The organism is Candidatus Benthicola sp. (assembly GCF_058719085.1).
In genome coordinates, this window is the sequence record NZ_JBZQEK010000156.1 from 1 (window position 1) to 23,433 (window position 23,433).

Sequence of the window (23,433 nt, forward strand, 5' to 3'; positions counted from 1 at the left end):
ACAGAGCCTGTACAGTAGACCGGTCATTGGTGGCGAGGTTGAGTTGATACTCTCGGATACTTCGATCCGCCGGCCCGTGCTGACGAGCATGGTCGCGGCGGCTCTGGTTCTTTTCGGCGTGCTGAGCTTCACCCGGCTCTCGGTGCGCGAGCTCCCGGACGTGGACCCGCCCATCGTCTCGGTCTCCGTGACGCTGAGGGGCGCGAATCCGCGGGTGATGGAAACGACGGTCACGGACATTCTCGAGGAGGAGCTCAGTACCCTTCCGGGCGTCCGTACCCTGACGTCGACCAGCGGCGAACAGAGCAGCAACATCACCATCGAGTTCAACCTCGATCGGGATCTCGAGCTCGCCGCCCAGGACGTGCGCGACAAGGTGGCGCGGGTGCGCGGACGCCTCCCTCAGGACATCCTCGAGCCGGTCGTCGCCAAACAGGAAGCGGATGCCCAGCCGTTCATGTGGCTGTCGATCGCCGGCGACAACTACGATCTCCTGCAGCTCTCGGACATCGCCGACCGGGTCGTGAAGCGGCGTCTTCAGTCCCTGCCCGGCGTCGGCCGGGCGCAGATCGCGGGTGAGCAGCGCTACTCGATGCGCGTGTGGCTCGAGTCCCGCGAGCTCGCGGCACGCGGCCTCACCGTGCAGGACGTGGTGGGCGCCATCCGCACACGAAACGTCGAGGTGCCCGCCGGGCGGATCGAGTCGGAGCGACGGGAGTTTACCGTCCGGTCGCTGGGCGAGCTGAAGACCCCCGACGAGTTCGGCGCCCTGGTGGTATCGAGCGCGAACGGCCAGGTGATCCGGCTTCGGGATCTCGGTCGGGTGGAGCTCGGTCCCGAGAACGACCGCTGGTCGCTCCGCTACAACGGACAGGCGGCGGTCGCCATCGGGGTCGTCCGCCAGTCGAAGGCGAACCTGATCGAGGTCTCGGACGCCGTCCGCGACGAGATCCCGCTCATCGAGGCGGCGTTGCCGCCGGGCATCTCGATCAACATCGGCTTCGACCAGGCCCTGTTCGTGCGCCGCTCGATCCAGGAGGCGCAGGAGACCCTGGTGCTCGCGGCGATCCTGGTGGTGCTGATCATCTTCGTGTTCCTGCGCAACGTGCGCGCGACCATCATCCCCGGCCTGGCCATCCCGACGTCGATCACGGCCGCCTTCGCGGTCCTGTACGCCCTCGGATTCACGATCAACAACTTCACCCTGCTGGCGCTCATCCTCGGCATCGGGATCGTGGTGGACGACGCGATCATCGTCATGGAGAACGCCTACCGCCACCAGGAAGAGCTGGGCGAAGAACCGACGGCCGCGGCCATCAAGGGCACGCGGGAGATCGCGTTCGCCGTCATCGCGACGACGGTGGCGCTGGTCGCGGTGTTCACCCCGCTCGCGTTTCTGCAGGGAACCGCGGGACGGCTGTTCAACGAGTTCGGGATCGCCCTCGCCGGGGCCGTCGTGGTGTCCAGCTTCGTCGCCCTGACGCTCACGCCGATGCTGAGCGCGAAGATCCTCCGCGTTCCGAAGTCGCACGGCAAGATCTTCCTGCTGTTCGAGCGGGCGTTCGAAGGGATCGCCCACCAGTACCAGAGGTGGCTCGCCGTGGCCATTCGCCACCGGCTTCTCGTCGTGGCGGGCGGCGTGGCCTCGGTCCTGCTCGCCGTGGGCGTGTTCACGATGCTGGAGCGGGAGTTCCTGCCTCCCGAGGATCGCGGGGCGATCGTCAGCTTCCTGATCGCACCCGAGGGCTCTTCCCTCGAATACACGGAGGGGTATCAGAAGCAGGTCGAGGCGATCCTGGCCGAGGTGCCGGAGATCACGAGCTACTTCAGCATCACGGGGTGGCCGGGCGGCGTGAACAACGGGATCATCTTCGCCCGCCTCGCGGACTGGTCCGAGAGAGACCGTGACGTGAACGAGATCCTGGCCGAAATCCGGCCCAGGATGATGGGCATCCCGGGGCTGTTCGCGTTCGCCAGCGCACCGGCCGCGATCGGCTTCGGGAGCCCGGTGAACTACGTGGTCCGGAATCCTGACTTCGACTCGCTGGCCGTGGCCATGGATCGCATGACGGCCAGGGCGCGACAGATCCCCGGGCTGCTGAACGTCGACACGAACCTCCGGGTCAACAAGCCGGAGCTCACGGTCCGGTACGAGCGCGATCGGGCGGAAGACGCCGGCGTGGCGATCGCCGACATCTCGAACGCGCTCCAGGTGCTGCTCGGCGGGCAGCGCATCAGCACCTTCACCCGGGACAACAAGCTGTACGACGTGATCGTTCAGCTCGAGCCCGATGAGCGGGCGACGCCGGGGGACATGTCCGGCATCTACCTGCGCGGCAGGCAGGGCACGCTGGTGTCGCTCGATGCGGTGGCCCACGTGGAGGAGGGGGTCGGGCCGCGCCAGCTCAACCACTTCGACCGGGTTCCTTCGTTCACCCTCACGGCCGCGCTCGGACCGAACCTGACGCTGGGCCAGGCGATCGACTCGCTGGATGCGGTGGCGGCCGACCTGCTGCCCCCCGGCAGCTCGACGGCGCTCGCCGGCGAGTCGCGGGAGCTGGAGGAGAGCGGAAACGCGCTCTATTTCGCCTTCGTGCTCGCGCTCGTGGTGGTGTACATGGTGCTGGCCGCCCAGTTCGAGTCGCTCATCCACCCCTTCACCGTGCTCCTCGCGGTGCCCCTCGCGGTGACGGGAGCGCTGGTCACGTTGCTCCTCGCGGGATCGACGCTGAACCTGTTCAGCCAGATCGGCATGATCCTCCTGATCGGCATCGTGACCAAGAACTCCATTTTGCTGGTGGAGTACGCCAACCAGCTGAAGGGGCGTGGGATGGACGCCATCGAGGCCATGCTCGAGGCGGGCCGGATTCGTCTGCGCCCGATCCTCATGACCTCCGTGGCGACCATCATCGCGCTGATGCCGATCGCCCTCGGCCTGGGGGCGGGCGCCGCCAGCCGGAGGCCGCTCGGCTATGCCGTGGTGGGAGGGCTGATCTTCTCGACCGCCCTGACGCTGTTCCTCGTTCCGACCGTCTACACCCTGTTCGATGCCCTGGCGATCAAGATCCGGGGCCGCAGGGCGGATCGCCGGGCAGCCGAATCGCTCGGCTCCATGGAACCGGAGGCATCGTGAGCGCCGCGGGGACCGGGCGCCTCGCTCGGGCTGCCTGGCTGGCCGCCGGCATCGTCGCCGTCACCGTCGGAAGTCCGGACGGGGTCTCGGCCCAGATGGCGGCCTCGATCCCGGCCGCCGGAGGAATGTCGGGGAGCGAGGTCGGACCGTCGTTCGATCAGGAGGCGACCGCGGCGGACACGATGCTCCAGGTGACGCTCGCCGAAGCCCTCAAGCTCGCGGCCAACGTGGACCCGGGCTACGTGGCGGCGCTCCGGGACGTGGGCGACGCAGACTGGGTCCGCCGGCAGGCCTGGATGGCGTTTCTGATCCCCAGCATCCAGTTCCAGTGGTCGTACAACCGGTTCTCGTCACCGCAGTTCAACATCGGGACGGGCGATCTCACCGACCAGCTCACCACCGCGACCCTGGGCGGCCGCTACGACCTGTTCCGGGGGGGCGCGAAGATCTTCGACATGCAGCGCTCCGCCGCGAGGGTCGAAGGCGCGCGGGCGGGCGAACTCCAGGCCCGCTTCCAGACGGCGCTCGGCACCGAAGCCGATTACTACGATGTGATTGCCCAGACCGAGCTGCGCCGGGTCGCCAGCGAGCGTGTCGACCGGGCGGAGCAGCAGCTCGCGGTCGCCCGCGCCCGGGTGATCGCCGGCGCGGCGGTACAGACCGACTCCCTGCAGCTCCTGCTGGAGCTCACGCGGGCGCAGGTGGAGCTGCTTCAGCAGGAGTCCGCCGTCACGGTGGCCCGTCTTCAGCTGGGACGGCGCATCGGTCATGCCGGCCCGGCCGACGCGGCCCCTCTCGATACGGTGCTGACCGGTGAGCTCCCGGTCACTCAGGAAGAGGCATACCGCGAAGCCCTGGCCTCCAGCCCTCGCGTCGAGGTCGTCCAGGCCGACGCCCGGGTGGCCGACGCGCTGTTCAAGACGGAGCGAAGCACCTACTTCCCCACGCTGAGCCTGTTCGGCCAGTGGGCGGGCTTCGACGACGATGTGCTCCCGGACGCCACGACCCGGACGACCTGGGGCCTGGCGCTCAGCCTTCCCATCTGGGACGGGGCCAGCCGGGAACTCAGGGTGTATCGGGCCAACACGGTCCGGCAGGTGGCCGAGGCCACCCGGAACGACACGGAGAGAGAGGTCGGTCGGAACATCGTCGGAGCCTACCAGGCCTACGATGCGGCTCGCGCTAGCGCTGCGCTCGCTCAACGAGCGGTCGTGGTGGCCCGGGAGGCCCTGCGGGTGCAGGAAGAACGTTATCAGGCGGGGGCCACGACGATCCTCGACCTGCTGTCGGCCCAGGTGAGCCTGACCGAGGCCGAGGCGGGTCTGGTGCAGGCACGCTTTACGACACGTCTCGCGCTGGCCGGCGTGGAGGCCATCCTGGGCCGTCGTCTGTTCGACAAATGAGGGGCTGAATACCTGTGAAGCTGAAGAATACGAGTTGGCCGATACGGATCTGCATGCTGGGAGCGCTCCTCGTGGGTCTCGCCACGGTCGCCTGCTCCGGTGAGGAAGGCGGGGAAGCCGGGGCGCAGGGGGGAGGCGGTCCGCCGGGCGGCCCGCCGGGCGGCGCACCCAGGGGACTCCCGGTCGACGTGGTGGCAGCTCGGGTGGATACCGTCGTGGATGCGATCAGCGCCACCGGGGAGATCGAGGCCGTGCAGTCGATCGATCTCCGTCCGGAGGTGCCGGGCCGCCTGGTCCGCATCCTCGCTCGCGAAGGGACGGAAGTGACCACTGGCACGGCCCTGTTCAAGATCGATGACGCCGAGCTCCGGAGCCAGGTGGCCAGGCTGGAGGCCGAGCGGGACCTGGCCAGGCAGGCACTGACCCGAACCCGTGAGCTCCTGGAGCGCGATGCCTCCTCGGAGGCCGACCTCGAGCTGGCGGAGGCCAACTTTCGGAGCGCCGAGGCCCAGCTCCAGCTCCAGCAGACGCGTCTCGACCGCACCGTCGTCCGGGCGCCCTTCTCCGGCGTGGTCGGACAGAGGCTGGTGAGCGTCGGGGACTACGTGACCTCGAGCGACCCTCTCACGACGCTGCAGACGGTGGACCCGCAGAGGGCCAGCTTCCAGGTCCCCGAGCGGTTCGCCCAGCGGCTGGCGCTCGACCAGCGGATCACCTTCCAGGTTGCGTCGGTTCCGGACCGGGTGTTCGAGGGCGTGGTGGACTTCGTGGACCCGCGCGTCCAGCTGCCGGGTCGCACCATCACCGTCAAGGCCCGCGTCCCGAACCCGGACCGGACGCTCAAGCCGGGCATGTTCCTCGAGGCACGTCTCGCGACCGACGTGCGCTCGAATGCGGTCGTGGTGCCCGAGGACGCGATCCTGGCGCTCCAGGGCGCGGACTACGTGTGGACGGTGACGGACGAGGGAACGGCCCGTCGCGTAGAGGTGGAGCTGGGCGTTCGGACTCCCGGCTGGGTGGAGATCCGGAGCGGCGTGGAGCCGGGAAGACAGGTGGTGGTGGGCGGCATCGAGCGGCTCGGCCCCGACACCCCTCTCAGTCCCAACGTGGTGGAACGCTGACGCGCACCGTGAGGGTCAGCTCGACGGGGTCGGGCTGCCCACCGGGTACATCTTCTGGATTCCCGCCGTGCCGTAGTCGATGATGGCGTACACGGCGGCGATCCCGGCCAGGAAGACCGGGATCTTCACGTAGTAGGGATAGAAGATCAGCGTCAGCAGCGCCGCCACCTGCAGGGACGTCGTGATCTTGCCTCCCATCCGGGAATGAAACGGCATCTCCTTCCCGGCCAGCCGTCCGACCAGAAACACCCCGCCCGTGAAGATGTCCCGCAGGATCAGGATCAGAAAGCCGGCCCAGCCGATCCTTCCCGTCGGCAGGAAGGAGATCAGGGCGAGGAATACGAAGATCCGGTCGCAGAACGGATCGAGCAGCGCCCCGATCTCCGACTGGGTGTGCGTCCACCGCGCCACGAGGCCATCGAGCAGGTCCGTGGCCGCGCCCACCACCACGATCCCGGCCACCCAGAGCGGTTCGTGAATCACCAGGAACATGAGGCCGAGGGGGATCCTCAGCAGGGACAGGAAATTCCCGATCGTGAGAAACCCGGAGCCGTGCGCGTCCTCGGACTCGATTCCGGTGAGACCTTCCGTCCGGTCCGCGGTGTCACGATTCATCCGATGCGTCCTCCGATTCGGTTCCGAGGCCTGCAGCCAGGTAGTCCGCGAGCGCATCCCGGAACGGGAGCGGCTTCACGTGAAAGACCGATCGGAGCGGGTTCTCCTCTCCGCTCAGCACGCTTCCGCGGCGCAGCACGTCCAGCTGTTCCCGCGTGAACGGGGTCGACAGCCCCGCCGTACGGGCCAGCCGGGTCAGCGGGGACGCCATCGGATCCGGCAGGGGCACGATCGGCCGCCGGACTCCCGCCAGCGCTCCCACGATCCGCACGATGCGGGTGAAGCTGAGCCGGTCAGGACCCGCCAGCTCGTACAGCCCTCCCTCCACGTCCGGGCGCTCCACCGACTGGGTCAGCGCGTCCACCAGGTCCTCGACGGCGATCGGCTGGAGCCGGAAGGTGCCATCTCCAAGCATCGGAAACACCGGGAACCGCCGCAACAGGGACAGGATGGCGGTGACGAAGTGGTCGTTCGGGCCGTACACGACGGCCGGGCGGATGATGACGTGCTCTGCGCCCGAGGAGAGGACCGCGTCCTCCGCGTGAAACCGGCTTCGGTAGTAAGGCCCGCCCGTCGGGCTGGCACCGAGCGCGCTCACGTACACGAAGCGCTGTACCCCCGCATCCATGCTCGCGGCGAGCAGGTGGCGGGTGCCCGTGACGTTCACTCGCTCGAGGCGATCCCCGGCGTCGGGCTCGGCGCACCCGGCGAGATGGACGACGGCGTCGCATTCGAACACCGCCGGATCCAGGCTGTCTCGATTCCGGACGTCGCCACGCACCCACTCCACTCCGGGAGCGGCGCGGCGACCCGGTCCCTCCCGTCCTCTCCACAGCGCCCGAACCCGGTGGCCGCGCGACGCCAGCCGGGGAAGCAGGTGACAGGCGATGAATCCGGACGCACCGGTAACGAGCACGCGGCGCGAGGGCGCCACGGCCGCTTCGATCGGATCCAGCCTCTCACATTCGGCGACCCCGCCAGCCGGATGGCCGGCCTCCCGGTCAGCCTCCGCCGAACCTGCCCCCATGTTCGCTCCGCGACCCTTGGGAAACCGTTGCAGTTTGGCGATGGGTCGTGGAAGCGCGCAACGTCCTTCAATCCAACACGCTGGACTCCTCCAGCTCGAACGCTTCCGCGCCACCGTCGCCATTCGGGCGGCCATCCAGGAAGACGAAGTCCTGTACCACCACGTCCGCCGTCGGAATCGAGACCCCGTCCCGGTCGTACGAGCCGTACTGGATTCGTCCCTCGACGTACAGGCGGGTCCCCTTGCGCACCCACTTCTCGACCGTCTGCGCCGCGCCGGCCCAGAAGGTGAGACGGTGCCAGTCGGTCTTTCGCTGTTCCTGCCCGTTCTGGATGAAGACCCGGTTGGTCGCCAGCGAGAGGTTCGCCACCGTCTGCCCCGATGACGTCTCCCGAACATCCGGGTCGGAGCCCGCGTTACCGACGAGAATCACCCGGTTTACCGACCGCGCCATGTGCGCCCCCTTTCGCGTCGTTGCCGTCGTGGACGAACGCGGCCACGCGCCGCGCCCGGGGTGTACGTTCACCGAAGCGCGGGGGAGCGGGAAGGCGGATTGTGACGGTTGTGGGCGTCCGCGATCCGGTCAGGGCACGAAGCGCAGATCCGTGGGCGGGGGCGCTTCGCCCAGGTCGGCCGCAAGCGACAGGAACCGCTCCAGGCCGGCGAGCATTCGGGCGTCCAGCTCATATCGGATACAGGTCCAGTAGGATGCGAGGCGGGCCGGGGTGAATCGATAGCGTCGGGCGGCGCGCTCGGCCAGGGTCTCCCGTTCGCTTGCCAGCGCATCCCGCCGGGCGAGAAACCTCTCGTGCAGGTCGGCCGTCTCGGGTCGTCCGACGGCGGAGCCCGCCACCAGCCAGAGGGCGTAGACGAACGGGAGTCCGGTCCACGTCCTCCATTCGGCACCGAGGTCCACGTGCACCTCGTCGGCGACCGGCTGTCGCCGGAGCGCCACGTCACCGATGAACAGTGCGGCGTCTGCCGCCCGTTCCCCTTCCCCGTTCCGCTCCGGGGCTCGTCCCGACAACGGGTCCTCCGACCGCTGGTCGAACTCCGACCACCGGGGCTCGATTCCGAGTCGGGTCTCGAGCAGGATCTTCAACAGGATCCGCGACGTCGCCGAGGCCGTGGGAAGCGCCACGGTGCGGCCGTCCAGCTGCTCGAGCGGGTGATGCGTGGCCAGGAGGATGCTCTCCACCGGACCGTCGCTCCCGATGCACAGTCCCGACAGGGCCGCGTACTCGCGCGCATGGCGGGCAAGCTCTATGCTGGAGCCGGGAGCGAGGTCGAGGCCTCCGGTGGCGAGAAGATCGTTGAGCTCGGACGGAGTACCGTCGACCACGGTCAGCCAGTCGGGCCTTTCACCCTCCAGGACGGGTCCGTGGATCGGATAACAGTTGCTGTAGTCAATGTTCCCGAGGCGTAGCATCAGTCCTCGCTGCATGTGTCGGTCGGTCGAGGATGGATCGCGATCGCCCGACGGCGGCGCAAGACCGTGAGAGCCCGCACCTCGCGCGGCCCGTGGAGATCCTACCTTCCCGGACTGCTCATTCTCCTGGTGGTGATCGTCACATCGGGCGCCGTGTTCTTCCTCGACACGATCCGCCGCGTCTTCGCCGAAGGCCCGGACGTGATCGTGGTGGCCGAGGACGCTCGAGGCCTCGTCCCGGGCGCCGAGGTCTGGATCGCGGGATCCCCCTCCGGCCGCGTGACCCGGGTTCGGTTCGCCGACCCCGAGGGACCGCCGGACGGCCGCGTGGTCATCCACACCATCCTTCGGCGCAGCGCCGCGCCCTTCCTCCGCTCCGGCGCCGAGGCGGCGATATCCAGTTCCTCGCTGCTCGCCCCCGTAGTGTTGAAGCTGACTCCCGGCGATCCGGCGGCCCCTCCGTTCGATTTCTCGGACACCCTCTTCGTGCCAGCGGCCCGGACGACGGATCACCTGCTCGCTCTCGCCGACACGGCACGCGGCGCGATCGACACTCTGCTGATCCTGTCCAGGGCACTCGCCGACGAGATCGAGCGCGGATCCGGAAGTGCCACCGGGTTCCGGCAGGACACGGTGCTCGCGGCCAGAATGACCGGGATCGCCGCCGGGTTGGAGTCCGTGGCGGTTGCGCTCCGATCGGAAAGCTCGCTTCCCGCCCGGGCGGCTGCCGACTCGCTGGGGCCCGCTATGGCGTCCGTCGTTTCGACGCTGCGGCAGCTCGGCGACGAGGAAAGGGCGGCCGAGGTCGCCGAGGCGATGGTGACGCTCACCCGCCGTCTCGAGAGAATCGCCGTGAACCTCGACCGGATCGACGCCGACCTGCGAGCCGGGAGGGGCACGGCCGGCCGGGCCCTGTACGACGACGAAATCGAGCGTCAGCAGGAAGCGGCTCGCGCGAGGCTCGACAGCCTCAAGACCGAGCTTCGGCGCAAACCGTGGCGGTGGCTCAGGATACGGCTGTTCTGAGGAGGCCGGGCTCCCGGTCGCGATTCAGCCGCGGGGTGGCGGGAGCTTCGATTCGAGCACGTACTTCACGACTTCCTTCTTCCTGCCACGCTTCCTTCGGGTGACCACGATCACCGACTCCACGATGCCCTCCGGGTCCTCGACGGAGATCCGGAAGTCCGTCGCGCCGTCGACCGACGAGATGCCCGTCCGCACGACCCGACCGGGAGACGCCTCGGCCCGGCGCGCAGGATTGCGGAACAAGGTGACCATGGAGCGACGGCGATCGCCGGGAAGCTGCCGCGAGATCTTCACCCGACTGAGCCAGTCGGGCTGGTAGCTGATGCGCCACAGGGTGCCCAGCTGGTCGACGCCTCGTGCCTCCCGATTGTGTCGTGCCATCGTGTCGTCTCCGTCTGCGTCTCGTCGCCGCGGTGGGGAACGGGTTTCGTGCGGGAACCGGACCGGCCCTCGAACGTACAGGATGGAGACGTCGATCGCGATCTTGACCGTGAGCGGCGATCCGGTTATATGAGGGTGAACCACCCGTATCTCGCCGAACCCGCTTTTCTCGGACCGCTGAACGACTCGTATCTGAACGATTCCTGAGATAGAACAATCGCCTCGCGGCGCGGTCTGGAACGACCGGATCCGTCCCAACCACCGGAGCACCCCGTGGACATCGCAGAGTTGAAATCAAAGTCCATCGCTGAATTGCACGAGATGGCCGAGGAGTTGAGCATCGCGAACTTCTCCGGCCTCAGGAAGCAGGACCTCATATTCCGCATCGAACAGAACCTGCTCGACTCGGATGTCGTGCTGAGGGGCGAGGGAGTGCTGGAGATCCTCCCGGAAGGGTACGGATTCCTGCGCAGCCAGGACTGGAACTACCTCTACGGACCCGACGACATCTACGTCTCGCCCTCCCAGATCAAGCGCTTCGACCTCCGCACGGGCGACACCGTCCTCGGGCGCGTTCGGCCGCCGAAGGAGGGAGAGCGGTATCTGGCTCTCCTCAAGGTCGAGGAGGTTAACGGGGAGGATCCGGAGTCCGCGAAGCACAGGATCGCGTTCGACAACCTTCGGCCCCGGTATCCGGAAGAGCGGCTGCGCCTGGAGCGACAGGACGGCGACATCTCGATGCGCGTCCTCGACCTCATGGCCCCGGTCGGGAAGGGGCAGCGCATGCTGATCGTTTCGCCCCCGAAGGCGGGTAAGACGATCCTGCTGCAGAAGGTCGCCAACGCGATCCTGGAGAACAACTCCGACGTGCACCTCATCGTGCTGCTCATCGATGAGCGGCCGGAGGAGGTGACGGACATGGAGGAGCACGTCGCGGCCGAGATCATCTCGTCCACCTTCGACGAGCCGGCGGACCGGCACACTCAGGTCGCCGAGATGGTCCTGGAGAAGGCGAAGCGCCTGGTGGAGTACAAGAAGGACGTGGTGATCCTGCTCGACTCGATCACCCGCCTGGCCAGGGCCTACAACACGACCGTCCCTCACTCGGGCAAGATCCTTTCCGGCGGTGTGGACGCCAACGCCCTCCACAAGCCGAAGCGCTTCTTCGGAGCGGCCCGGAACATCGAGGAAGGCGGCAGCCTCACGATCATCGCCACGGCCCTCGTGGAGACGGGCAGCCGGATGGACGAGGTGATCTTCGAGGAGTTCAAGGGCACCGGCAACAGCGAAGTCCTGCTCGACCGCCAGATCGCCGACAAGCGCATCTATCCGGCGATCGACGTCAACCGCTCCAGCACCCGGCGCGAGGAGCTGCTCCTCGACGACACGGAGCTGAACCGGATCTACCTGCTGCGGAACTTCCTCGCCGACATGCCACCGGCCGAGGCGATCCAGTTCCTGATCGACCGGCTCCGGCGCACGGCGGACAACACCGAGTTCCTGAACTCGATGGCGGCCGGTGAGTGAAGATCCGATCGGGCGGCGGACCGAAGAAGCGCTGGAGCGATCGGGTCTCGCCGACCTGCGGCCGGCGTACCGCAAGCTCCTTCTTCAGCTGAAGGAGTCGGACCCGACCGCGTTCGAAGAGGCGACGCGCCGCTACCGGGATGATCTCGAGCCGTCGATCGGATCGGGAGAACGGGATCCGGTCAGCGCGTGGCTCGAGTACGGCGTCTGGCTTGCGTCCCGCTTCGCGGAAGGGCGGCCCGTGGCCATCGATCCGACCGGCAGGGCCCGCGACTTCGACCCCGGAGAGCCTCCCGGCGCCGGCGACATGATCCTCTTCATGCCCGAGGACGACCGGGCCCCCGTCACCCTGCTCGCCGTGCCCGGCGAGCCCACCGGTCCCCAGAAAGAGACGGCGAGCCTGCTCGCAGGCTGACCGCGCCGCTCTTGTGCCCCGTGGCGCGGCCCGCGACAATCGGAACGTGATCCGTACCAGGACCCCCCACGTGCCGAAAGGACGCGCCGTTCCACCGTGAAGACCACCGCCCGCAACGAGAGAATCGTCACCCGCCTGATCGAAGAGGAGCTTCGCGACTCCTTCATCGACTACTCGATGAGCGTCATCGTGCAACGGGCCCTGCCCGACGCGCGGGATGGGCTCAAGCCGGTGCACCGCCGCATCCTGTACGCCATGTACGAACTGGGTCTCCTGCCCGACCGGGAGCACAAGAAGTGCGCTACGGTCGTCGGCGACGTGCTCGGCAAGTACCACCCGCACGGCGACAGCGCGGTCTACGACACCCTGGTGCGCATGGTGCAGGAGTTCTCGCTCCGTTATCCGCTGGTCGATGGACAGGGCAACTTCGGCTCCATCGACGGGGACAGCGCCGCAGCCTACCGGTACACGGAAGCCAAGCTGGCGCCGGTGGCCATGGAGCTGCTCGCTGAGATCGACCGGGACACGGTGGACTTCGTTCCGAACTTCGACGGCCGTCTCGAGGAGCCTACGTCGCTCCCGGCCCGCCTTCCCCACCTCCTGCTGAACGGCTCGGATGGCATCGCGGTCGGCATGGCCACCAAGATCCCGCCGCACAATCTGCGGGAGCTGGCCGCGGCCACCGACCACCTGGTGCGTCACCCGGACTGCACCGTGGATGACCTCGTCGAGCTCGTGGACGGACCCGACTTCCCGACCGGCGGCTACATCTGGGGCTGGGAGGGAATCGGAGACGCATACCGCACCGGCCGGGGCCTGGTGGAGATGCGAGCCCGGATGCACCTCGAGGAGGGCATGTACGGAAAGACCTCGCTCGTGGTCACGGAGCTCCCCTACCAGGTGAACAAGACGCGCGTGATCGAGCAGATCACCAAGATCGTGCGGAGCGGCCGGGTCGAGGCGATCACCGACCTCCGGGACGAGTCGGACCGGGACGGGGTGCGCCTGGTGATCGAGCTGAAGCGGGACGCGAACCTCAAGAAGCTGCTCAAGACCCTGTTTCTGAAGACCCAGCTCAAGAGCACGTTCGGCGTCATCATGCTCGCTCTCGTGGATGGGCGGCCGGAGCAGCTCGACCTCAAGCAGGCGCTGCAGTGCTTCGTGGATCACCGGCTGGACGTGATCCGGCGTCGCGCCACGTTCGAGCTGCAGAAGTCGGAGGACCGGGCCCACGTCCTCGAGGGACTGCTGACCGCGCTGGATCACATCGACCGGGTCATCGAGCTCATCCGCGACTCGACCTCACCGCGCGCGGCCGCCGACCGCCTGTGCGCGGAGTTCGGATTGTCGATGAGGCAGGCAGAGGCGATCCTGGCCATGCGCCTCGCGCGGCTCACTCAGCTCGAGCGCAAGAAGCTGATCGAGGAGCTGGAGGGCCTCCGGGCGAGGATCGAGGAGCTCAGACACCTGGTGGAAGAGGACGCAGCCCGACGCGACCTGCTCCGATCCGAGCTGACGGAGCTCACGCTTCGATACGGAGACGACCGCCGTACGGAGATCCTCGACGAGAGCGAGCCCTTCCCTCTCCCGGCCGGCGAGAGTGGCGAGTCGTCGCTCGTCATGGTCAGCCGCCTCGGCTACGCGAAGGCCCTGGCGGTCCGGGGCAGCGGCGGTCTGTCGGGAGCGGAGGCGATGGCGGAGCGGGACGGCGACTTCGTGCGTCAGGCCTTCGTCGCTCGCGGCTCGACCGAGATCCTCATGTTCACGGCCCTGGGGTCGGTTCACTCCCTCGTGGTGAAGGATTTCCCCCGGGGCACCCGGAGCTCGCGCGGAAAGCTGCTCTCCGACCTCGTGGAGCTCCCACAGGGCGATCGGATCGTGTCGCTCGTACCGGTGGCCGACTTCGAGGAGGAGAAGTACCTGCTCTTCGTGACCCGGGGGGGACAGGTCAAGCGTACGGCGATCTCGGAGTACGCCAACGTTCGTGCGGGCGGGATCCGGGCCATCGGTCTCGCCGACGATGACGAGGTGATGGTGGTGCGCCCCAGTCAGGGCTCGGACGACGTGCTCCTCGCCACCCGGGATGGCCTCGCGATCCGCTTCTCCGAGGACGAGATCCGCCCCATGGGACGGACCGCTCGCGGCGTGAAGGGGATCGACATCGGCGGGGGCGACCGTCTCGTGGCGGCGCTGACGCCGAGACGAGACGCCGAGCTCCTCGTGGTGAGCAGCGAAGGCTATGCGAAGCGGGTCCCGTTCACCGAGATGAAGCGGCAGGGGCGCGCCGGAAAGGGGATGGCCATTCACCCGGACACGGACCGGGCCGGTGGCCTGGTCGGACTTCTCGCCGTGCATCCCGGCGATTCGGGCATGTGCGAGCTGGCGTCCGGCGAAGTGGTGCCGCTCGCCGTGGACGGACTGCCCGTGAAGCCGCGGCGAGGCACAGCGGCAAAGATCGAGGCCCTGTCGGGTCGGGCCGGTCCCATCGTCGGCGTGCACCCGCTCCGCGTGTCGGTCGAGGACCCCTCCGACCGGAGCTCCGGGGCGGAAGCGGAGGCGGTCGAGAACGAGGAAGACGACGCCGCGGAGGAGGCGCAGGCCGAACTCGAGCTCTGACCTCCAGCCCCGGGCCGTCCAAGCGGTTCGGTAGCGTCGGCCGAACCGATCAGTCGGGGCCGATGCGGATCTCCGTGTGCACGGGCAGGGTCACGTGGCCGCTGGTCCGGTCGAGGACGGTCACCGTCATGGTGTAGTCGCCCGGTGCGGAGGCGGTCAGGTCGATCCGCAGATAGCCGGGCGTGACGACGCTCGCCCCGGTCGGCGCGGTCGCCGGATAAGTGAGGTCGAACGTTCGTTCCTCTCCTTCGCGATCGAGGACGACGCGCGTCTCGTACCGCCCGCCGGGCGTCAGGTTGTAGGCCTCGTAGTAGATGAAGGCGACGGCATCCTCCCCGGTGATGTGGGCCGGCGTCGGGTTCAGTCGAACTCCCTCCACCGGTGACCAGCCGCCGAGCGAATCCGGAGAGACCGCCACATCGGAGAGGATGGGAAGGTCCGTCGTCAGGTCGCGCACGACGACCTGGCCATCCGCATATCCGCCATGCCGCTTGCCTTCGCCCTCGCTTCCGCCCGGCCCGGGCGGGTTCTCCACGGCCACCGTCCACCGATACGTGCCGGGCGGAACGTCCAGTGGCATCCGAAAGCTGATGCCGGTCTCTTCGTCCACCGGACCCGGCACGGCGAGATCGAAGGCGGCGGGAGCATATCGGAAGCCGAGCCCCGACTCGTCGAGGAGCGTCCAGCGCACCTCGAGACGGTACTCGCCGTCATCGTCGCCCTCGAAACCCTCGAGGTCGGTCGCCCGTGCGATCCCGTTCAGCCACACCCGGGTCAGACCGGGACGGGACGCCCTGAACTGCAGCCACTCCAGGCCGAAGTCCACCTCCAGGTCGACGTCCGGCCTCTCGGGAACCGTGGCGATGGCGTACTCTCCGTCCTCCCAGGTCCATTCCCGTTCATCGGCGAGAAGCTCGGCGAGGGCCGATGCGCCGAACGGGTCGCCGATCCCCTGCATGGCCCGGTCGGCGATCCTCGCGTACCGGGGATCGAGCCCCATACGCGACAGGTAGAGGTCGTGGAAGGGAGCGCCGGGAACATCCAGCAGGAGCGGCGAGAGCGCGACCATCGGGTTGCGATCCCAGGAGCCGCAGCGGTACACGATCGCGAGGTTCTCCAGCAGGTACCAGTCGTCGATCCCGGCGAGAGGGGAGAGGTGGTACACCCGGTAGCCCCCCGGGCGATCGTATCCCCAGGTCACGTTGGGCTCGATGCACTCCCCCCCCAGGTGGACCGCGACCTCGTCCGGCTCGCCCATCCGGACGTACAGCAGACCCCGGTCGTCATACACCGCGGTGGGGGGCCGCCCGAGGCGGACCGAGAAGCGAGGCTTCACCCGGCCCCGTCGACGATAGTGATCGAGGGCGTATCGGGACCGCGTGTAGTGCTCCAGGATCCGCGCGTCCACGTCGATGGCGGACGCCGCGGCGCGCCGATTCCAGAACCGCCGCAGGAAGGCGCAGTCGTCTCGATCGGCCGCCGGCAGGGTCCGGAAGCGGTCCCACGCGTCGAGCTCGTCGGGAGTGGCCAGCACCTCGACGTCCAGCCACAACTCGGTCGCCGCGGTCTCGTCCGCGATGGCACAGGCGGCCCAGTAGTCGGCCGTCCCCTCGATCCGTCCACGCAAGAACGCGATCCTCGCCCGGTCGATGCGCCACAGCGTCTCGGGGATCCTCCCCTCGGACCGCTCGAGGGCCGACTCCGCCCGGGCCGCGTCGCCGGCCCGCAGCCACAGCCGGGCGACGGCGAGCCAGTCCATCCCGGAGGAAGGTCCGCCCGTCTCCTCGTCCCAGCGATCCAGCAGACGTTCGACGTCGCGGCGCGTGGGATCGGAGCGCAGGTCGAGACGGCGAGCCAGGTCGCGCGCCAGCTCCTCGTGGCCCCCGGACATCAGCTCGTGGTAGGCGGGCCCGGGAAGGGTCTGCGGAGAAGCGCTCGAGGGCATCAGCAGACCGATCGCGAGGACACCGAGCGCCACGCGCGCGGTCCCCGGGAAAGCCCTACCGCACATCCACCGTGAGGTCACCGCGAGGGCGGCTCAGGGCGAAGCCCGGTTCAACACCACCGGCGTGTAATACGGAAGGGTGGATGCCCCGCTCGCCTCGTCCGTGACCGTCACCTGCATGACGTAGCGTCCGGGCTCCGTATCGGTCAGGTCGAGGCGCAGCAGGCGCCGCGACATCCGGCTCGCATCGGTCGCTCCGTCACCGGGGAAGGACAGCTCGAACGCGTCGCCGTCCACGCCTTCGTCGGGCTCGAGGCGCAGCCGGGTCGTATACTGGCCGCCCGGCGTGAGGTTGTAGACCTCGAAGTAGATCCAGCCGACGCCGTCCGGCCCGGTGAGGTGGGCGGGACTGGGGCGCACCCGGATACCGCCTCCGGGCGACCACGCACCGCCGGAGTCCGCCGCCACCGCCACGTCCGAGAGGGCCGGGGCGCCCGCCGCCAGCTGCCGGACCGTGAGGTCCACCCGCCGGTAGTTCCCCGAAGGCAGCTCCTGGCCGGACGCCGGGCGGCTGTCTCTCAGGAGCAGCGTGTAGCGGTACCGACCCGGCGAAAGGTCGGCGGCGATCCGGATGGGAAGGCTCTCATCGCGTCCCAGCAGGCGGGGCGTCACCGCCTCGAACGACGAGCTCCGCACCTCGGATTCGCCCGCCTCGTCGACGATGACCCACCGGGCGTCGACCCGGTAGCGATACTGCCCGCCCGGAAGCGCCACGGGATTGAGCCGGTCCGCCTCGATCACCGCATTGATCCATACCCGGTTCATCCCCTCCCTCGGGCTGAGGAACTGGAGCTCCTCGACCATCAGCCTGGAGTTCGGCATCACGGGGGGGCGATCCGGCACGGAATCGACGGCAAAGGTCCCATCGGCGCGTGTCCACTCGCGCTCGCGCGCCAGGGCGCGCTGCGAGTCGAGGGCCTCCGAGCCCACCGAAGTCGACGCCGACGGGCTGAACACGTTCTGACCCAGCTGGTCGTCCATGCGCTGGGCGATCCCGGCGTACCGTGGATCCACGCCCTGCCGCGACCGATACAGGTCCTGGAGCACCAGGCCCGCGTTGGGTCCCAGCAGGACCGAACGGTTCTCGTTGACGGGCGACAGGACGCCGGTCACCGGGGCTCCGGCCGTCCCGGCGAGCGACGCAGACGGATCACCGCATCGGTACACGAGACCGAGGTTCTCGATCAGCCAGTAGTCGTCCGTGCCGCTCAGGGTCGAGAAGTGGTACACGCGCGTACCGCCCGGGTAGTCGTAGGCCCAGCTCTCGTTCGGGTGGTAGCACTCGGCGCTGACCACGTCCTGGCCGATCGACGGGTTCCCTCCGAAGGTGGTCTGCCGATCCGGCTCGCCCATGCGGACGTAGACGAGTCCCCGGTCGTCGTACGCCGAGTTGGTCGGCCGCCCCAGCCGGTTGGAGAACGTCGGCCCTTTCTTTCCGCCGCGGCGCCGGTAGTTGTCGAGCGCGTATCGTGTGCGTGCGTAGTGGAGGGAGATTCGCTGCCCGACTTCCATGGCCGAGGCGAGCGCCCTCTCGTTCCAGAACGGACGCAGGAAGCTGCACAGGTCGGTCTGGGTGATCGGGAGGCGGCGGAACCGGTCCCACTCTTCCAGCTCTTCGGGAGTCGCCAGGGACTCGATGTCCAGCCAGTACTCCTTGTACGCCGTCTCGCCGGCGTCCTCACACCCCTTCCAGTAGGCCTGCTCTCCGAGAGGGACCTGGCCGCCCAGAAAAGCCACCCTCGCCTGGTCGAGGAGCAGGATGGGGGCCGGCACGTCTCCGTATTCCTCGGCCTCCATCAGGGCGAGCTCGGCCGGTGCGGCCCGACCCGCGCGAAGCCACAGGCGGGTCACGGCGATGTAGTCCCACCCGTCGTCCGGGCCCCCCTCTTCGCGGGTCCACCGGTCGAGAAGCGACTGCACGTCCTCGTCGTCGGGGTTGGCCCGGAACTCGAGCTTCTTCGAGATCCGGTCCGCGAGGTCTTCGTAGCCCCGATTGACGAGCTCGAAGTACACCTGGGCGGGCATCGTCTGCGCGACGGCCGGTGTCACCGCCATCAGCGACCCCGACAGCCCCGCTGCCAGGGCAACGATCGCCACCCGCCCGAGACGGCGGCCACTGCGCGTCCGTGTCCTCCCCATCCTCATCCTCTTTCTCAACGTCCCTCCGTCGCCCCGTCCGTTCGCACTTCCATCTCCGTGATCGGAGCTACCCGCGCCGTCCGGGGGCGGATCTTGAGGCCGGCCTTCCGGACCTCGCTCCTCTCCCCGGTCTCGAGGTCGGTGACCCGGACCTGTACCTGGTACGGCCCCGGCTCCGCGTCCCGCGTATCCAGCCTGAGCACGGCCCTCACGGGAACGGTCGGATCGGCCGGGACGCTGCCGCGGTACTGCATCTGAAACGGCTCGCGCGGACCGGTGAACACGTCCCCTCTCCCCCGGGACACCCAGGTGGACGAGAGCCGGATCTCTCCCCGGTAGGTGCTTCCGGGCGTCAGTCCATACACCTCGAAGTATATGAAGGGCCGGGCGGCCTTTTCCACGATCGCCGCGGCGTTGAGCTGAAGCTCGACACCGGCGGCCGGTCGAAAGGTGCCGATCGAGTCGGCCGCCACCGCGATGGAGCTCACGACCGGCGAAGTGACCTCGAAGGCGGGCACTTCGAGGTCGCCCTGCACCAGGTTGACCGAACGGTCATCGGGCCAGTTCAGGTCCTTCACGACGAGTCGGTACTCGTACTCGCCCGGCGGCACGCTCACCATCGTCTGAAGGGGAAACCCGTCCCGGGTCGTGTCGGCGACCTGCCGGCTGAACACGAAGTCGGTGCGCTGCGTGCTCTCGGCGACCAGGGAGTCTCCCTGGAACAGCTCCAGCCCGATGAAGAGGGAATACCGCCAGCCCCGGTCGAAGACGCCCCGGATTCGGCCGGCCTCGACGCTCGCGGCGGCCCAGAGGGCCACCGACTCGGGTGCGCCGCCGGAGAACGCCAGGTACTGGTAGTCGAACGGAAAGGCGCCGGTGGCCTTGAGCCCGCCCGATTCGGCGAGATCGTTCAGGGTCGCGTCGGGAGCCCGGGCCTGCAGGATCTCGCCCTGCTGCGGGGTCGCCCCGGTCAGCCCCGGTGCCATGATCCCGATCATCACGAGGAGCGCCAGCCCCGTCCTCAGGGGCGCCTTCAGCCGCATCGTATGAAGCCTCCTGTCCCACTCCGCGCGGGCCCGTCCATCTGCAGCATGAAACGAATGGCGGGTGCCCGCGGAGAACCTCCCGTCCCCCCGACCTGTGTGTACTACGGAACACCGGGGGAAAAGTGCCGCCCGGCCGTCTCGCTGGGGTCCGAACGTCAGGGAGTCCCTACTCGAACTCGCCCGGGACCGCCGACTGCATGCGCGACTGGAACTCCTCGGGTGACTTCATGCGGGACAGGTCGAGGTCGAAGTCGGGGCGTTCCGCAGGGATCAGCTTCTCCAGGAGCTCCGTCGCTTCCCGTCCCGACAGACCGACTTCCTTCAGACCATCCCGGTCCAGGGACGCGCCATCTCGGGCTGCCAGCCCATCGTCCCGAACCTCGACGAGCGTCCGCAGCGCCTCGAGCTCCCCGTGACTCATGTGCTCTCCGCTGAACTCGTAGTCCAGCCACGCCTCGTAACTGAGGGGAGCCACCCGCTTCATCATCCCGGCCATCACCCGGGCGAATTCCTGGATCTCCCACTGCGCGTGGGGGTCGGCGCGGAGGCTGAGGAAGTGGAAGAGGTTGTGGAGGTCGATCTTCCAGTACCACTGCGTGTACGTCGACAGGGGAAGGTCGATCCGGGCCAGCTCCCGCGCCACGTCCTCCTCCACCAGCCACCCGTAGGTGTCGCTCGAGGCGCGGCGAACCTCCTCCCACTGCCGGACCGCCTTCTCGTACACCTCGCGGGGCGCTGGCTGGCCCTCCCGGCCCTGCCGGTTCGAGGCGCTCTGGACGGCGAAGTCCTCGTACTCGGGGCGATAGAACAGGAGGGGCATCAGGCTGTAGCGCCCGCTGTACTCGTTCACCGAGGCGGTCCGGTGGCGGATCCACTGCCGCGCCACGAACATCGGCATCGCACAGTGGAACTTGAGCTCGACCATCTCGGAGGGCGTGGTGTGCCGGTGCCGCCGGAGGTAGCGCACCAGCCCGCGTGTCTGGCTCGTCTTCCGCGTTCCGTACCCGTAGCTCACCCGGGCGGCCTGCTCGATGCTCTCGTCGCTTCCCATGTAGTCGATCAGGGCCACGAAACCGTGATCGAGGACCGGGAAGTAGCCTCCGAGGATCTCCTCGGCCGCCGGGACTACCGTGCGCCTGGTTTCCATGCGGATTCCGTCCGGGATTGGCGTTGTACTGGACCGAGGAGGATAGGATACGAGAGCGGCGGGCGGGCCGCCACGGCATCTCGGGACGCGGAGATGCTATGTTGAAGGTCGCAGCGGGCGGCAGGGCCGGCCCACCGCCGGGGCTATCGCGCCGGGGAGCGCCGGTTCGGGGCAGTCGGCACGGGGGAAGGGAACGCGATGGACAGAAAGAGCGAGTTCGTGGTGGTCGCGAACCGGCTCCCGGTGAGCCGGGACGAGGAACAGGACTGCTGGGAGACGAGTCCGGGCGGCCTGGTGAGCGCTCTCGTTCCGATTCTCCAGGAACGGGACGGGGTGTGGGTCGGTTGGACCGGTGTTCCCGACTTCGCGCCACCTCCGTTCACACACGATCGAATGCGCCTGCACGCGGTCCCGCTCAGCCGGGAGGAGATGGACTCGTACTATCTCGGGTTCTGCAACAACACCCTCTGGCCCCTGTACCATAACGCGATCCGCACCCCCCAGTACCACCGCCACTGGTGGCACCCGTATCGCGAAGTCAACCGCCGTTTCGCCGACGAGGCCGCCGGCGCCCTCACGGCCTCCGGGACCGCGTGGGTGCACGACTACCAGATGCAGCTGGTGCCCGGGTATCTGCGGGAGCGGCGCCCCGACGCGACGATCGGCTTCTTCCTGCACATCCCGTTTCCTCCCATCGAGCTGTTCGCCTACCTGCCGTGGCGCGAAAGCCTCCTGGACGGCCTCCTGGGCGCGGACGTGCTCGCGTTCCAGACCCGCCAGAGCGTGGCGAACTTCCGCAACGCGGCCATTCGATTCGCCGGGGCCCGGCCGGATGGGGACATGCTGTTGTTCCGGGATCGGCGTATACGGCTCCAGTGGGCCCCGATCTCGATCGATGCGGAGGCATTCGCCAGCACCGCCGCACGTCCCGAGGTGATCGCCGAAGCGAATCGGCTGCGCGAGCGGATGGCGCCGGCGACCCGGGTCCTCCTCGGGGTCGATCGGCTGGACTACACCAAGGGCATCGATCACCGCCTTCGGGCCATCCAGACGTTTCACGAACGGCACCCGGAGGAAGCAGCCGAGACGGTCTTCCTTCAGGTCGCCGTGCCCAGCCGCGAATCGCTCATCCAGTATGCCGAGCAGAGGGAGCGGATCGAGGGCCTGGTGAGCCGGATCAACGGCGACTTCGGAAGGCCCGGGTACACGCCCGTCGTGTACATGTACCGACACCTCGAATTCGAGGAGCTCGTAGCGGCCTACCGCTCGGCGGACGTCATGCTGGTCACCCCGCTGTGCGACGGAATGAACCTGGTGGCCAAGGAGTACGTGGCGTCCCGGACCTCCGACGATGGGCTCCTCGTGTTGAGCGAATTCGCCGGGGCCGCCTCCGAGCTCAAGGAGGCCGTCCTGATCAACCCGGTCGATCTCGATGGGCTCGCGGAGACGCTGCGGGACGTCGTTCGGCTCAGCTCCGAACAGATGGCCGTGCGGATGCGGCCGCTGCGTGAGACCGTGAAGAAGCATGACGTGTATCGCTGGTCGCGCTCCTGCATCGAGGCGCTGGAACGTTGAGTCCGGAGCTCGATCGGGCCCTCGAGCGGGCCGCGGCGCATCGCGTTCTGCTGGTGGCCAGCGATTTCGACGGGACCCTGTCTCCGATCGTCGAGGACCCGGCAGCCGCCCGGCCCGATCCCGGGGCCCTCGATGCTCTCGTGGCGCTGGCGGAGCTTCCGCGCACCCCGGTGCTCGTGCTGTCGGGAAGAGCAAGGGAGGATCTCGAGAGCCGCCTCGGTCCCTTGCCCTCCGGCATTCGGTTGATCGGGAGTCACGGAGCCGAGTCCGACCCGTCCGAGACGGCGAGCGGGTCATCCGGCGCCGCGAGGTTTCTGGACCTGCTCGAGCCCGTGTGTCGTCGGTTTCCGGGCTCCGAGCTCGAGGGCAAGCCACACAGCGTCGCGTTTCACTACCGGCGGGTGGCGGAGGATCACCATGAATCCGCCCGGCAGGCCGCCGTCGAGGCGGCCGGAGAGCTGGCCGTGGATGTGCGGTCCGGCAAGAAGGTCATCGAGTTCATGGCGGTGCGAGCGGACAAGGGTGCGGCGCTCGATCGGTACCGCGCCGAAATCGGGGCGGACGCCGTGGTCTTCATCGGCGACGACGTGACCGACGAAGCGGCATTTGAGACCCTCGGAGTGCGGGACGTGAGCGTGAAGGTGGGACCGGAGCCGACGGCCGCCGGGTTCCGGGTGGCGGACTCGGCACAGGTGGCCGCGCTGCTCTCACGGCTGCTGCAACTCAGAAGTCGATTGACCGGCGGCGAGCGCTGACCTCCGTCAAACGTCCAGGTGGGTCCTCGCTGCGCTCGGAATCCTCGATGCCTGAGTCCTGTCAGCCTCAGAC

At 68.5% G+C, this 23,433-nt stretch carries 18 protein-coding genes; 9 read left to right on the forward strand and 9 right to left on the reverse strand.

Going from position 1 to position 23,433, the window contains the following annotated elements:
- Window positions 1-43 precede the first annotated feature (43 nt).
- From AC36XV_RS11645 to AC36XV_RS11655, 3 genes are read left to right on the forward strand one after another with little or no spacing between them, the layout of a single operon-like run.
- Window positions 44-3,133 (forward strand): efflux RND transporter permease subunit, encoded by a 3,090-nt coding sequence (locus AC36XV_RS11645; RefSeq protein ID WP_492203854.1) that lies wholly within the window; start codon window positions 44-46, stop codon window positions 3,131-3,133.
- On the forward strand, window positions 3,130-4,536 hold the full coding sequence (locus AC36XV_RS11650) for a TolC family protein (protein ID WP_492203855.1): 1,407 nt from the start codon (window positions 3,130-3,132) through the stop codon (window positions 4,534-4,536). The genes AC36XV_RS11645 and AC36XV_RS11650 overlap by 4 nt, the downstream gene beginning before the upstream one ends.
- Before the next feature lie 14 nt (window positions 4,537-4,550).
- Window positions 4,551-5,657 carry an efflux RND transporter periplasmic adaptor subunit gene (locus AC36XV_RS11655; protein WP_492203856.1) on the forward strand — a complete coding sequence of 369 codons (1,107 nt, stop codon included), beginning with the start codon at window positions 4,551-4,553 and terminating at the stop codon, window positions 5,655-5,657.
- A gap of 15 nt (window positions 5,658-5,672) precedes the next feature.
- On the opposite strand, the gene AC36XV_RS11660 is transcribed toward AC36XV_RS11655, so the two are convergent.
- The 4 genes from AC36XV_RS11660 to AC36XV_RS11675 form a co-directional block, all read right to left on the reverse strand.
- A complete protein-coding gene (locus tag AC36XV_RS11660) occupies window positions 5,673-6,272 on the reverse strand; it encodes a CDP-alcohol phosphatidyltransferase family protein (RefSeq protein ID WP_492203857.1) in 600 nt (199 codons plus the stop codon).
- Window positions 6,262-7,299 (reverse strand): complex I NDUFA9 subunit family protein, encoded by a 1,038-nt coding sequence (locus AC36XV_RS11665; RefSeq protein WP_492203858.1) that lies wholly within the window; start codon window positions 7,297-7,299, stop codon window positions 6,262-6,264. The genes AC36XV_RS11660 and AC36XV_RS11665 overlap by 11 nt, the downstream gene beginning before the upstream one ends.
- A gap of 67 nt (window positions 7,300-7,366) precedes the next feature.
- On the reverse strand, window positions 7,367-7,753 hold the full coding sequence (locus AC36XV_RS11670) for a single-stranded DNA-binding protein (RefSeq protein WP_492203859.1): 387 nt from the start codon (window positions 7,751-7,753) through the stop codon (window positions 7,367-7,369).
- A gap of 129 nt (window positions 7,754-7,882) precedes the next feature.
- Window positions 7,883-8,728, reverse strand: a complete 846-nt coding sequence (locus AC36XV_RS11675; protein ID WP_492203860.1) for a menaquinone biosynthetic enzyme MqnA/MqnD family protein — start codon at window positions 8,726-8,728, stop codon at window positions 7,883-7,885.
- A 66-nt stretch (window positions 8,729-8,794) separates the two neighbouring features.
- Here AC36XV_RS11675 and AC36XV_RS11680 point away from each other — a divergent pair, with 66 nt between their 5' ends.
- A complete protein-coding gene (locus tag AC36XV_RS11680; RefSeq protein WP_492203861.1) occupies window positions 8,795-9,754 on the forward strand; it encodes an MlaD family protein in 960 nt (319 codons plus the stop codon).
- 24 nt (window positions 9,755-9,778) lie between these two features.
- On the opposite strand, the gene AC36XV_RS11685 is transcribed toward AC36XV_RS11680, so the two are convergent.
- A complete protein-coding gene (locus AC36XV_RS11685; RefSeq protein WP_492203862.1) occupies window positions 9,779-10,135 on the reverse strand; it encodes a hypothetical protein in 357 nt (118 codons plus the stop codon).
- A 216-nt stretch (window positions 10,136-10,351) separates the two neighbouring features.
- Here AC36XV_RS11685 and rho point away from each other — a divergent pair, with 216 nt between their 5' ends.
- From rho to gyrA, 3 genes are all read left to right on the forward strand, one after another.
- Entirely contained in the window at window positions 10,352-11,662 is a 1,311-nt protein-coding gene (gene rho, locus AC36XV_RS11690; RefSeq protein WP_492203871.1) for a transcription termination factor Rho, read from the forward strand.
- Window positions 11,655-12,077: a hypothetical protein gene (locus AC36XV_RS11695; RefSeq protein ID WP_492203863.1), complete on the forward strand. Its 423-nt coding sequence runs from the start codon at window positions 11,655-11,657 to the stop codon at window positions 12,075-12,077. Before rho ends, AC36XV_RS11695 begins: the two co-directional genes overlap by 8 nt.
- 96 nt (window positions 12,078-12,173) lie before the next feature.
- Window positions 12,174-14,693, forward strand: coding sequence for a DNA gyrase subunit A (gene gyrA, locus AC36XV_RS11700; protein ID WP_492203864.1), 2,520 nt, complete (start codon window positions 12,174-12,176; stop codon window positions 14,691-14,693).
- Between the two features lie 49 nt (window positions 14,694-14,742).
- On the opposite strand, the gene AC36XV_RS11705 is transcribed toward gyrA, so the two are convergent.
- From AC36XV_RS11705 to thyX, 4 genes are all read right to left on the reverse strand, one after another.
- Complete coding sequence (locus tag AC36XV_RS11705; RefSeq protein ID WP_492203865.1) at window positions 14,743-16,671, reverse strand: hypothetical protein; 1,929 nt, start codon at window positions 16,669-16,671, stop codon at window positions 14,743-14,745.
- Between the two features lie 60 nt (window positions 16,672-16,731).
- Complete coding sequence (locus AC36XV_RS11710; RefSeq protein ID WP_492203866.1) at window positions 16,732-18,855, reverse strand: hypothetical protein; 2,124 nt, start codon at window positions 18,853-18,855, stop codon at window positions 16,732-16,734.
- A complete protein-coding gene (locus tag AC36XV_RS11715; protein WP_492203867.1) occupies window positions 18,852-19,880 on the reverse strand; it encodes a hypothetical protein in 1,029 nt (342 codons plus the stop codon). Before AC36XV_RS11715 ends, AC36XV_RS11710 begins: the two co-directional genes overlap by 4 nt.
- A 169-nt stretch (window positions 19,881-20,049) precedes the next feature.
- Window positions 20,050-21,030 carry an FAD-dependent thymidylate synthase gene (thyX, locus tag AC36XV_RS11720; protein ID WP_492203868.1) on the reverse strand — a complete coding sequence of 327 codons (981 nt, stop codon included), beginning with the start codon at window positions 21,028-21,030 and terminating at the stop codon, window positions 20,050-20,052.
- 198 nt (window positions 21,031-21,228) lie between these two features.
- Here thyX and AC36XV_RS11725 point away from each other — a divergent pair, with 198 nt between their 5' ends.
- Together AC36XV_RS11725 and otsB are read left to right on the forward strand one after the other, a co-directional pair.
- The gene (locus AC36XV_RS11725; RefSeq protein ID WP_492203869.1) at window positions 21,229-22,605 is read left to right on the forward strand and encodes an alpha,alpha-trehalose-phosphate synthase (UDP-forming); all 1,377 of its coding nucleotides are present in this window, start codon (window positions 21,229-21,231) and stop codon (window positions 22,603-22,605) included.
- On the forward strand, window positions 22,602-23,360 hold the full coding sequence (gene otsB, locus AC36XV_RS11730) for a trehalose-phosphatase (protein ID WP_492203870.1): 759 nt from the start codon (window positions 22,602-22,604) through the stop codon (window positions 23,358-23,360). Before AC36XV_RS11725 ends, otsB begins: the two co-directional genes overlap by 4 nt.
- Window positions 23,361-23,433: the final 73 nt, after the last annotated feature.